Source organism: Pseudorhodobacter aquimaris (assembly GCF_001202025.1).
GTDB lineage: Bacteria > Pseudomonadota > Alphaproteobacteria > Rhodobacterales > Rhodobacteraceae > Pseudorhodobacter > Pseudorhodobacter aquimaris.
Genome location: NZ_LGHS01000020.1, coordinates 11656 through 23009 on the forward strand (window position 1 = coordinate 11656; position 11354 = coordinate 23009).

Genomic DNA, 11354 nt, shown 5'->3' on the forward strand with positions numbered 1-11354 from the left:
GCCCGGGGGCCTATGCCAGACCGAAGTGACAATGACAGTCGCAAGCTGCTTAAACGCTTGCGCGATAGCTTGGCCGAACCAGGGCAGGGCCAGGAACGGCTTGACTATGTAACTACGCTTATCGCGGATTCGATGGGCACAGAGGTGTGTTCGATCTACCTTTTCCGCGATGCCGAAACATTGGAGCTATGCGCCACCGAGGGGCTGCGCGCCGAGGCAGTGCATAACACCCGCTTGCGTCTGGGTGAGGGGCTTGTGGGCCGTGTTGCGCGCACCGCGGTGCCGATCAATACCGCCGACGCCCCTGCCGAAAAGGGATTCCGCTTCATGGCCGAAACGGGGGAGGAATGCTTTTCCTCTTTCCTTGGTGTGCCGATCCAGCGGGTTGGCGAAAAGCTGGGCGTGCTGGTGGTGCAGTCAAAAGCCTCGCGAGAGTTCTCCGAAGACGAGGTCTATGCGCTGGAAGTCGTCGCCATGGTTCTGGCCGAGATGACCGAACTGGGTGCCTTTATCGGTGACGGCGCGGCCCTTGGCGCGTTGCACAAACAGCAGGTGATGTTTCGCGGCGGCACCGGGCAGGAAGGCAGCGCCGAAGGCAAGGTCTGGCTGCATGAACCACGTGTGGTTGTTGCCAATCCGGTGGCTGACGATCCCGAGGTGGAGACGTTGCGCATCCGCGATGCGGTTGGAAAGCTGCGGGTCTCGGTCGATGATCTGCTGGCCGCGCAAAGCCTTGATAAGGAACAAAAGCAGGTTCTGGAAGCCTACCGGATGTTCGCCCATTCGCGCGGCTGGCTGCGCCGGATGGAGGAAGACATCCAAGCCGGGCTTTCTGCCGAGGCCGCGGTGGAGAAGGAGCAATCCACAACCCGCGCACGTCTAAGCCAGGTGCCCGATGCTTATTTGCGCGAACGGTTGAACGATCTGGATGATCTCGCCAACCGCCTGCTGCGTATCCTGACGGGGCAGGGTCAGGATACTGGTGCGGAAATGCCGGATGATCCGGTGCTTGTGGCGCGCAATATTGGGCCGGCGGAACTGCTGGAATACGGGCGCAAGCTGCGCGGTGTGGTGCTGGCAGAAGGCTCGGTCGGGTCACATGCGGCAATTGTGGCGCGGGCGCTGACAATACCTTTGGTGATCAACGCCAAGGGCATTATCAATGAGGCGCTGAACGGCGATCATATTTTGGTGGACGGCGATCAGGGGATTGCCCATCTGCGACCCGAAGCCTCGGTCGCAACGGGTTTTCGTGACAAGATCGCGATGCAGACACAGGCACAACAACGTTATGCCGGTTTGCGGGACAAGCCTGCAATATCGCGTGACGGCCAGCGGATCTGCCTGCAGATGAATGCGGGCCTGATGGCCGATTTGCCAAGCCTTGAGGGTTCGGGGGCCGAGGGCGTCGGGCTGTTCCGGACCGAATTGCAGTTCCTGATACGCAACAAGATGCCAAAACGGGATGAGCTGGCCAAGCTTTACGCCTATGTGATGGATGCCGCGCATGGCCGGAGTGTGTCCTTTCGCACGCTTGATATCGGGTCGGACAAGGTACTGCCCTATATGACGCCGCAGGATGAGCCGAACCCCGCGATGGGTTGGCGCGCGATCCGGGTGGGGCTGGACAAGCCCGGTGTGTTACGGATGCAGGCGCAGGCGCTGATCCGGGCGGCGCGCGGGCGGCCTTTGTCTATCATGTTCCCTTTTATCGCAGAACATGCCGAATTCATCAGCGCCCGCGCCCATGTGTTGCGTCAGGTTGAGCGGGAGGCAGCCCTTGGCCGTCCAACGCCCGAAACCCTGGAGATCGGGGCAATGCTGGAAACTCCTAGCCTCGCTTTCGCACCACAGGCGTTTTTCGAAATGGCCGATTTCATCTCTATCGGGGGCAATGACCTCAAGCAGTTTTTCTTTGCAGCCGACCGTGAGAATGAACGCGTGCGCCGCCGCTATGATACGTTGAACGCCTCATTCCTCGGGTTTATCGGGCAGATCGTGAGCCGCTGTGCGCAAACCTCGACGCGGCTTTCCTTTTGTGGCGAAGATGCCGGTCGTCCCGTTGAGGCGATTTGCCTTGCGGCGATGGGGCTTCACTCGCTGTCCATGCGTCCGGCCTCTATCGGGCCGGTGAAAAGCCTGATCTTGCGCACGGATTTGGCTGCATTGCGCAAGGTCATTGATGCGGAATGTGCCAAGGGTGTGGAATCGGTGCGCCCGGCTGTGATGGATTTTCTGGCCAAGCAGCCCAATTCCTGAGGCTGCGTCAGTTTTCGCGCAGATAGGCCCAAGAAACATAGCCCTTGAACCCGCGCGCCTCCTTGAGCGATACCTTGCACCAACGGGTGCCGCCGGTTTGTTCACAGCTATAGACGCGCAAAACAGTGCCATTCGGCAGGCCAAGAATGATGTTATAGCCGACGCTCGGCCCCGCGCGCATTTTCAGCATATCGTCGCCTTTGACGCCGAAAACCTCATAATAGCCGAGCGTGGCGGCATTAGCGGGCTTGGGGCCTGGGATAAACCCCACAACAGCTATGGTAAGCGCCAAAAAAATGGTCCGGTGCATCATCTTCCCTCGTTACCTGCATCATGTCCTTGTAAGCTGTGGACGCTACTGCAGGCAACTCTTGTCATGAGGAAATCAGGCGCTGCGCTTTTTCCAGCCAAGCAGACCCGTCAGACCAGTGAGTAAAAGCATACCACCCGCAGACAGCGGCACAGGCGCCACCGGATCGCCGCCGATCAGGCCAACCTTGATCCGGGTGGGTGCGAAAAAACCTTCGACGAAGACATATTCGTTGGCAACGCGCCATCATAGAAGATGTTCACCCCAATTTCGGCATAAGGCGCGTCGAACACATCGATCGCAAGGTCGGGGCCGAATGGGTCCGAGTCAACTGAAAAAATTTCGCGGCCTGTTGTCGGATCCGATCCCCTTGATAGAAATGGAAAATTGACAAGAAACATTGTTGCAATGAAACCGGTATCGCGAAAATTTCTGGTTCAGGCACCGGCAAAGCCATCGGTAAATGTGACGATGTCAAAAGTATATGAGCCGATGCTCAGCGTTCCGTCGCCGTTTCTATCCATCGCGTAGTTGAAGGTGCTTCCGACAAAGCCGGTTGTGCCGAATTCTTCGGTGGCTATCGCGGATGCGCGTACCTCTTTTATCCCGCTGGGATATAAGAACTCGAAGTACTCAAGGATGAACGCGTTTCCGTCTGCTTCGGCGATGATCAAAGGTTGACCGATTGTTGTCGCTGTCCCTGTTGTGACGGCTGAAAACGTGAAGCAAAGGGCCATTGCAAGAGATTTGAGCGTCATGACTAGGGCGCCTTAATAAATAAGTGGCCCCCCCCAAAACAAACGGGGCCACGCAGAATAAAGCGTCCTTTTGAGGTACCCTATGATTAACACTTTTTTACGATAAAGTCGCCAAAAAAGCAGCCGTATAACCGGCCCCGCCAATCTGGTACGCGTTTGTCGGGGCCGTTCGGGTTAAGCCGTGCTTAACATCCGGCCCATGGGCCTGCCGCCAAGGATGTGCAGGTGGTAGTGCGGCACCTCTTGTACCCCATGCGCGCCGGCATTGGTGATGGCGCGAAACCCCTCGCCCTTGTCAAGGGCCACGCCGGTCATCGCACAGACCTTTGCCGCCGTGCGTTGAAAGTCCAGGATCTCGGCGTCAGAGGCATCGGCACAGAAATGGTCAAAGCTGACATAAGGCCCTTTGGGGATCACCAATATATGTACCGGCGCCGAGGGGCTGATGTCGTGAAACGCCAATGTGTGCTCGGTCTCCAGCACGGTTTTGTTCGGGATTTCCCCGCGCAGGATGCGGGCGAAAATATTCTGGTCGTCATATTGAAGGGCCATAGCTCAATCCACAAAGAGGTCTTTTGTCCGTGCGATTTCTCGCGCGCGCTCATGTGGTATACCAAGGAAGGCGGTCAAAGCCACGGTGTTTTCTTCCAAAGGGGCCGCCTCGCGGATCCGTTGCAGGTTGTCGAAATTGGCGTCCCGTATCCGTTCGCTTTCAAAGTGGAGATCTTGCCGGATTGTGTTGAGCAGGCTGTTGAGCACCTCGGGCGGGGTGTTGTCGCCGGCAAGATTTACCCGCTTTGCATGACCAATCAGATAGGTGTCGCTGAATTTGCACTCTACCTCCAGCAGGCGCAAGGTGGACCGGTCGGTTGCGAAATCATGCATCAGGTCGATATTGGCGGGGTCAATGCAGATGATCAAAGTGTCCGTCTGCCAGTAATCGTACAGCATCCGAACCACAGCGCGCCGGTGCCGGGTACGTTTTTCCAAGGATGATTGGATGCCGCCCAGATCGGGCAGGGGGGTTTCGGCCTCATCAAACAAATAGTCGACGGTTGGTATCCCCGTGACATTGCGAATCCGTTCAGCCAGGTTTTTGGCGACATGCCATTTCTTGGAGATCACCATCAACAACTTGCGGTCCCGACCGAGGCTGTTGCCGGTTTCCCAGAATCGCGGCGTAAAACGGCGCCCGATACGGCCGCGTGCGGTCAGAAACTCAAACAGGGTCCGACCTTCGTTTGACGCTGAAAATTCCACCCCTTTGGCGGAATAGAGCTTGCCCAAACGCTCTTTCAACTCTACGGCCTCATCCGATATTTTGCGGGCGAACAGGTAGTTCTGGCTCAAAAGCAGGTTGTAATGGTCGTTGTAGAAGGTGACGGGCATGCCGTAGTCGGTGAACATCAGGAAGGTGAGCGTGCGGGTCTCTATCTCTTTTTGGGGGATGAGGTGGCGCACGAGGGTTTGAAAGAAGGTCTCATCCGGGATCCAGGTTGTGCGAAAGAAGCGTATAACATCGGGACGCGCGTCACAAAATTCAAGCAAAATCTCAACCGTGTTGCGGCGCAGACACCACCACTGGCTTCCGATCTGGATGTCTAGGCCCGGCGGTGGATTGCGTGTCAGCCCAAGCTGTTTTTGGACCTGCAAAGAGGCGTAAAACAATGTCTTATGCGTCCGCTCGTTAAACCAGTGGCGATAGATAAGGCGTTCTTCCTTGATCCCGGTCCGGATCCAGTCCGACTTGAAAAAATCGAAACTTTCAATGTAGTCGGTTTGGGCAGGTGCCAGAAAATCATGCATGAATTCTGCCGATCTGATCGGCATGCAATCGCCCGAAAGCATATAGAAATGGGTGGCAAGCGGGAAGGCATCAAGCGCGGTGCGCGCCGAAAGCAACGTCGCCGCAACAAGGCTCCACCCGCCCCAGTCACATTTAAGCCGTTTGGGCGTGAACACCACCGAGGTATTTCCGGCCAGCTTCAGGCGGATGCGGTCGAAATCAGTCGCTTTGGCGCGGGCATCAAAGTGTATCACGACAAAATCGCCACCATCGGTCAATCGATTTGCCTGTGCGATAACGCCGTCCGGATCTTTGTGGCACAAAAGAATATAGGCTATTTTTGCCATATGGTCTGTCCAAGCCCTCTTTTGGGTCATAGTTTTCATAATGTCTTTAACAACCATTGAAAAGACAGCCTTTCTTTGCTTTTTAGCAACGAATTTCCACCATGTTCCCTAAAGCAGGGATCAAAGACTATGGGGTGACGTGTTATGGGTTTTCCGGGTACGTGGATGACTGAAAGTGAAAGCGTCATTTACCGTGTCGTTCCGAAATGCGCGTGTTCGACAATTGGTCAGATCATGTATTATTCCGATCACGGGCGCTTTTTTGATGGCGACATACATGATTCAACATCAGGCCTGCACAAATGGGCGCAAGAGCATAGCCAGCCTTTGATCGAACAGCGTGCAAAAGCGCGCGAGACCTATGCTTTTACCTGCATACGCAATCCTTATACGCGGGTGCTTTCCTCGTTTTTCGACAAGATTTGTGGCATTCAACGCAATGGCAAACACTATCGCGGCAACCTGGTCCCGCTTCTGGTTCAGAAATACGGAATTGAGGTGGGCGGCATCGATGGCAAGCAGGAATTTGACCAGATCAAGAGTTTCCGCCGTTTTCTACTTTTTGCGCGGGATACGATCCGTTGGCGCAAGCCTATGGATCCCGATATCCACTGGTCCGCCATGTCAGGCCACGTCTCGACCTTTATCGCGAACGGGGGGCGCTATAATCAAATTTTTCACACCGAGCGGTTTGACGACGGGATGCAGGCCGTGCTCGATGCAATCGAGACACCGCATCAAGTCGACCTGAAAACGATTCCGCGCTTTAATGAAAGCGAGGGGCATGGCCCGAAGCGTGCCCACCCCGTTGCGGATTATTTCGATGACCTCTCGATGCATCTGGTCTGGGAAATCTACAAACGTGATTTCCAGCTGTTCAAATATGATTTTGAGAACGCTGGAAACAAAATGCCTATCGGCGAAATTGATCTGGACGAGGTTCACGCCAAGCTGGGCGATTAAGCGCGGTCGGCGTTGCGGCATCTCACGGATAGTTGTGTCTTATCTGGGCGATATAATACTTGCCTTACCTTCTTTGATAGTTGACGTTTTTTTCGCAGAGGCGTAGGGATTGCGGCGGGACACCCTTCCCCAACGAAGGGCACATATCTGTGAGGATACTATCATGACCGCGACGCTACCGGCCCTTCGGCCGACCAATCCGCGATTTTCATCCGGGCCTTGCGCCAAAATCCCCAACTATTCCCTGAACATGCTTGAAGACGCGCCCTTGGGCCGCTCGCATCGGGCTGCTGTTGGTAAATCCAAACTGGCCGAGGCGATTGACCTCACTGCGGAAATTCTGGGCCTGCCAGAAGGGTACCGCGTCGGGATTGTTCCGGGATCTGATACTGGCGCTGTGGAAATGGCGATGTGGTCGATGCTGGGTGCGCGCCCTGTGGAAATGCTGGCGTGGGAAAGTTTCGGCGAAGGCTGGGTGACGGACGTCATCAAACAGTTGAAGCTGGACGCGGTGGTGCGCAAAGCACCTTACGGCGAAATTGTTGATTTTGCCGAAGTCGATTTTGACAAGGATGTTGTTTTCACTTGGAACGGCACCACCAGCGGGGTGCGTTTGCCCAATGGCGATGCGATCCCGGTGGGTCGTGCGGGGCTTACAATTTGCGATGCGACCTCGGCCGCTTTTGCGATGGAACTGCCTTGGGACAAGCTGGATGTGGTGACCTTCAGCTGGCAAAAAGTGCTGGGCGGTGAGGGTGCGCATGGCGTGATTATCCTGTCCCCGCGCGCGGTAGAGCGGCTTGAAACCTATACACCTGCATGGCCCCTGCCCAAGATTTTCCGCATGACCAAGGGCGGAAAGCTTATTGAGGGTATATTCCGCGGCGAGACGATCAACACGCCTTCTATGCTGGCGGTTGAGGATTATCTGGTGTCGCTGAAATGGGCCAAATTTATCGGTGGTCTGCCTGCGCTGATCGCGCGCGCCTCGGCCAATGCGGCGGCGGTGAATGAGTTTGTGGCCAAGCATGACTGGATCGCCAATCTGGCGGTGGATCCGGCGACGGCCTCGACCACCAGCGTTTGCCTGAAATTTGTGGATGCGCGCATCACGGACGGTGCCACCTTTGCCAAAGCTGTTGCGAAGCGGCTGGAGAAAGAGGGCGTGGCGCTGGATATCGGTGCATACCGCGATGCCCCTCCCGGTTTGCGCATCTGGTGTGGGTCAACCGTTGAGACCTCGGATGTGACGACCTTGATGCCGTGGATCGACTGGGCATTTCAGGCCGAAATCGCGGCTCTTTCCTGAACCATAAATGCGGTGGGGCAACCCACTTATGACGTGTAGGGTGGGCATTGGCCCGCCTTATCTCCTCACATATTCTATATAGGAGCGCCCAAGATGGCCCCCAAAGTTCTCGTATCCGATGCATTGTCCGAAACCGCTGTCCAGATTTTCCGTGATCGCGGGATTGATGTGGATTTCATGCCCACGCTGGGCAAGGACAAGGAAAAACTGGCCGAGATTATCGGCAATTATGATGGCCTTGCCATTCGGTCCAACACCAAGGTTACCGCCAAGCTGTTGGAAAGCACTGACCGTCTGAAGGTTATCGCGCGCGCAGGGATTGGCGTCGATAACGTCGATATTCCGGCTGCGTCGAAAAAAGGCGTGATCGTGATGAACACGCCTTTTGGCAACTCCATCACCACTGCCGAACATGCGATTGCGATGATGTTTGCCGTGGCGCGCCAACTGCCCGAGGCCAATGCCTCGACCCATGCCGGCAAATGGGAAAAGTCGCGCTTTATGGGGGTGGAGCTGTTTAACAAGACCCTCGGCGTGATCGGTGCCGGTAATATCGGGGGCATCGTTTGTGACCGTGCCTTGGGCATCCAGATGAAAGTGGTTGCCTATGACCCCTTCTTGTCGGAAGAGCGCGCCAAGCAAATGGGCGTCACCAAGGTGGAGCTGGACGAGCTGTTGGCCCGCGCCGATTTTATCACCCTTCACGTGCCGCTGACAGATAAAACCCGCAATATCCTTGGCGCGGAAAACCTTGCCAAGACCAAGCCTGGCGTGCGCATCATCAACTGCGCCCGTGGCGGTCTGGTCGATGAGGCCGCCTTGGCCGAGGCCTTGAAATCGGGCCATGTTGCGGGTGCTGCCTTTGACGTGTTTGAGACCGAACCTGCCAAAGACAGCCCGCTTTTCAACCTGCCAAACGTGGTCTGCACCCCGCATCTGGGGGCCTCTACCGCTGAGGCACAGGAAAATGTGGCGTTGCAAGTGGCCGAACAGATGTCGGATTACCTGCTGACAGGGGCGGTGCAAAACGCGCTGAACATGCCTTCGGTCACCGCCGAGGAAGCCGCCGTGATGGGCCCATGGTTGAAACTGGCCGAGCATATCGGTGCATTCGTCGGCCAGATGACGGATGAGCCGATCAAGGCGATCAACGTGCTTTATGATGGTCATGTCGCCGATATGAACCTTGCTGCGCTGAACTGCTCGGCCATTGCGGGGATCATGAAGGCCACCAACCCTGACGTGAACATGGTTTCCGCCCCGATTGCCGCCAAAGAGCGCGGTATCCAGGTTGCCACGACAAGCCAAGAAAAATCGGGCGTTTTTGATGCATTCATCAAGCTGACCGTGGTCACCGACAAGCGCGAGCGTTCCATTGCAGGCACCTGCTTTAGCGATGGCAAACCGCGCTTTATCCAGATCAAAGGCATCAATATCGACGCCGAAATCGGCGCACATATGCTTTACACCACAAACGAGGATGTGCCCGGCATCATTGGCCTGTTGGGGATGACGATGGCGAAAAACGACGTGAACATCGCGAACTTTACGCTTGGCCGGTCAGGTGAGGGCAAAGAGGCGATTGCGATTTTGTATCTCGATCAGCCAATGGACCAGAAGGTGGTCAAGCTGTTGGAAGGGACGGGGATGTTCCTTCAGGTCAAACCTTTGGAGTTTGACGTTGTGTAAGAACCGCGTGTATTGATCTTGGCAAACATACCTCTGTGACAGAGGGGGGGGCGGGGGACAGGGTTCCCCGCCTTTGCATAACTAGAAAGACCTGACATGCGCAGCTATGCTATTGGTGATATGCACGGCCACCTTGATCTTTTGCAGGCGGCCCACGCCCGCATTGCCGCAGATATGGCAGCTATTGGCGATACGGATGCGCCGATTGTCCATATCGGCGATCTGGTGGATCGCGGGCCAGACTGTCGCGGGGTGATCGACTATCTTGCCAAGGGCGTTGCTGCGGGGGAAAACTGGGTGGTACTCAAGGGCAACCACGACCGCATGTTCACCGATTTCCTGGATGATCCAGCCTCTCATGATCCGGGGCTGAAGGTTGAGTATTCCTATCTCCATCCCAAAATCGGCGGTCGGACCACACTGGAATCATATGGGGTGGCAAATGCGGGCGACCGCCCCCTTGCCCCTGTGCATAGCGAGGCCTTGACCGCCGTGCCCCAATCGCATCGAGATTTCCTGCAAAGTCGCCCCACATATTTCGCGCGCGGTGAGGTGATGTTTGTCCACGCAGGTGTGCGCCCCGGCATCGCAATCGAGGATCAGGCCGAGGACGACCTGCTTTGGATCCGCGTTGATTTTCTGGATTACCGCGGCGATTTTCCTTGGCTGCTGGTGCATGGCCATACTGCGCTGCCCGCTGCCACGCATTATGGCAACCGCGTCAATATCGACAGCTCTGCCGCCTATGGTGGCCCGTTGACGGCTGTGGTGATTGAGGGGCGTGAGGTATCGGTCTTGACGGATGATGGCCGGGCGCTGCTTGCGCAAACACCGGATGCGCCGGTCCGCTAGGCCATTGTGACTGCAAATATATGCAAAAGGAGCCATGATGGCCGCCACACTTACCTATTTCCGTTGGGCCATCGGCTTTACCATTGCCGGGCTGGTTGCTGCTTTTTGTCTGGGTTGGGCCTATTCCGGCAATATTGGCGGCGCGCTGAAATTCCTGATGATCGGCTCGGTGCTGGCTGTGCTGGAGATCTCGCTGTCGTTTGACAATGCGATCGTGAATGCCAACAAGCTGAAATCCATGACGCCAGAATGGCAGCACAGGTTCCTGACATGGGGGATCGTCATTGCGGTGTTCGGGATGCGGATCGTATTTCCGCTGTTGATCGTTGTGGTCGCGGCCAAGCTTGGCCCATGGCAGGCGATTGAGCTGGCAGCGACCCGTCCTGATGAATACGCGCAGATTATTGGCGACGCGCATCTGGGCATTGCGGCCTTTGGCGGCGCGTTTCTGATGATGGTCGCGCTGAACTACTTCTTTGACGACGGCAAGGATGTGCATTGGATTGCGATGCTGGAACGCCATATGGCGCGTTTTGCCTCGGTGCGCGGGCTGGAGGTGGCGCTGGTGCTTTCCGTCATGTTGGTCTTTGCCCAGCTTTTGCCAGAGGCGCAGCTTGGCACCTTCCTTTTGGCCGGCACCTCCGGCCTGCTGACCTTCCTCGCGGTGGAGGTCTTGGGCCATCTGTTGGACGCCAGTCAGGACGCAACGGATATCGCGGCCAAAGGCGGGCTTGGCGCGTTCTTGTACCTCGAGGTGCTGGACGCATCCTTCAGTTTTGACGGTGTGATCGGTGCGTTTGCGCTGACGCAGAATCTGTTCCTGATCGCCATCGGCCTTGGTGTCGGTGCGATGTATGTGCGTTCCATGACCATCATGTTGGTAGAGCGGCAGACGCTGGCCGAGTTTCGGTATCTGGAGCATGGCGCCTTCTGGTCGATCCTGATCCTCTCGGTGATTATGTTCGCGCAAACGCTGGTCCATATCCCTGAGGCCATTACCGGCCTTTTGGGAGCGGGTGTTATCGGGCTGTCGCTGGTGTCGTCGGTGCGCCATAGACGCTTGGGAGCAGACGCATAGCGT

10 protein-coding genes are annotated in these 11354 nt (G+C 56.5%); 6 read left to right on the forward strand and 4 right to left on the reverse strand.

Annotated features, from left to right (window positions below; translation table 11 throughout):
* Positions 1-12: 12 nt before the first annotated feature.
* A complete protein-coding gene (gene ptsP, locus AKU94_RS03065; RefSeq protein WP_050525876.1) occupies positions 13-2259 on the forward strand; it encodes a phosphoenolpyruvate--protein phosphotransferase in 2247 nt (748 codons plus the stop codon).
* Between the two features lie 7 nt (positions 2260-2266).
* Here the strand turns inward: ptsP and AKU94_RS03070 are convergent, their stop codons facing one another.
* The 4 genes from AKU94_RS03070 to AKU94_RS03090 all read right to left on the reverse strand — a co-directional run bounded on the left by AKU94_RS03070 (position 2267) and on the right by AKU94_RS03090 (position 5460).
* The gene (locus AKU94_RS03070; RefSeq protein ID WP_050525922.1) at positions 2267-2569 is read right to left on the reverse strand and encodes an SH3 domain-containing protein; all 303 of its coding nucleotides are present in this window, start codon (positions 2567-2569) and stop codon (positions 2267-2269) included.
* Positions 2570-3006: 437 nt separating this feature from the next.
* Positions 3007-3327: a hypothetical protein gene (locus tag AKU94_RS03080; protein WP_157056381.1), complete on the reverse strand. Its 321-nt coding sequence runs from the start codon at positions 3325-3327 to the stop codon at positions 3007-3009.
* A gap of 174 nt (positions 3328-3501) precedes the next feature.
* Positions 3502-3879: a histidine triad nucleotide-binding protein gene (locus tag AKU94_RS03085; RefSeq protein ID WP_050525879.1), complete on the reverse strand. Its 378-nt coding sequence runs from the start codon at positions 3877-3879 to the stop codon at positions 3502-3504.
* A gap of 3 nt (positions 3880-3882) precedes the next feature.
* On the reverse strand, positions 3883-5460 hold the full coding sequence (locus AKU94_RS03090; protein ID WP_050525880.1) for a DUF5928 domain-containing protein: 1578 nt from the start codon (positions 5458-5460) through the stop codon (positions 3883-3885).
* Between the two features lie 144 nt (positions 5461-5604).
* On the opposite strand from AKU94_RS03090, the gene AKU94_RS03095 reads away from it, so the two are divergent.
* The 5 genes from AKU94_RS03095 to AKU94_RS03115 all read left to right on the forward strand — a co-directional run bounded on the left by AKU94_RS03095 (position 5605) and on the right by AKU94_RS03115 (position 11351).
* Positions 5605-6423 (forward strand): sulfotransferase family protein, encoded by an 819-nt coding sequence (locus tag AKU94_RS03095; protein WP_050525881.1) that lies wholly within the window; start codon positions 5605-5607, stop codon positions 6421-6423.
* Between the two features lie 163 nt (positions 6424-6586).
* Entirely contained in the window at positions 6587-7732 is a 1146-nt protein-coding gene (locus AKU94_RS03100) for a phosphoserine transaminase (protein ID WP_050525882.1), read from the forward strand.
* A 93-nt stretch (positions 7733-7825) separates the two neighbouring features.
* Positions 7826-9421 (forward strand): phosphoglycerate dehydrogenase, encoded by a 1596-nt coding sequence (serA, locus tag AKU94_RS03105; RefSeq protein WP_050525883.1) that lies wholly within the window; start codon positions 7826-7828, stop codon positions 9419-9421.
* A gap of 96 nt (positions 9422-9517) precedes the next feature.
* The gene (locus tag AKU94_RS03110; RefSeq protein WP_050525884.1) at positions 9518-10273 is read left to right on the forward strand and encodes a metallophosphoesterase; all 756 of its coding nucleotides are present in this window, start codon (positions 9518-9520) and stop codon (positions 10271-10273) included.
* A gap of 37 nt (positions 10274-10310) precedes the next feature.
* Positions 10311-11351 carry a DUF475 domain-containing protein gene (locus AKU94_RS03115; RefSeq protein ID WP_157056382.1) on the forward strand — a complete coding sequence of 347 codons (1041 nt, stop codon included), beginning with the start codon at positions 10311-10313 and terminating at the stop codon, positions 11349-11351.
* Positions 11352-11354 lie beyond the last annotated feature (3 nt).

Coding starts and splice junctions, on each gene's coding strand:
- AKU94_RS03070 (WP_050525922.1), bottom strand. CDS start 2,569: ATGCACCGGACCATTTTTTTGGCGCTTACCATAGCTGTTGTGGGGTTT.
- AKU94_RS03090 (WP_050525880.1), bottom strand. CDS start 5,460: ATGGCAAAAATAGCCTATATTCTTTTGTGCCACAAAGATCCGGACGGC.
- AKU94_RS03095 (WP_050525881.1), top strand. CDS start 5,605: ATGGGTTTTCCGGGTACGTGGATGACTGAAAGTGAAAGCGTCATTTAC.
- serA (WP_050525883.1), top strand. CDS start 7,826: ATGGCCCCCAAAGTTCTCGTATCCGATGCATTGTCCGAAACCGCTGTC.
- AKU94_RS03080 (WP_157056381.1), bottom strand. CDS start 3,327: ATGACGCTCAAATCTCTTGCAATGGCCCTTTGCTTCACGTTTTCAGCC.
- AKU94_RS03085 (WP_050525879.1), bottom strand. CDS start 3,879: ATGGCCCTTCAATATGACGACCAGAATATTTTCGCCCGCATCCTGCGC.
- ptsP (WP_050525876.1), top strand. CDS start 13: ATGCCAGACCGAAGTGACAATGACAGTCGCAAGCTGCTTAAACGCTTG.
- AKU94_RS03115 (WP_157056382.1), top strand. CDS start 10,311: ATGGCCGCCACACTTACCTATTTCCGTTGGGCCATCGGCTTTACCATT.
- AKU94_RS03100 (WP_050525882.1), top strand. CDS start 6,587: ATGACCGCGACGCTACCGGCCCTTCGGCCGACCAATCCGCGATTTTCA.
- AKU94_RS03110 (WP_050525884.1), top strand. CDS start 9,518: ATGCGCAGCTATGCTATTGGTGATATGCACGGCCACCTTGATCTTTTG.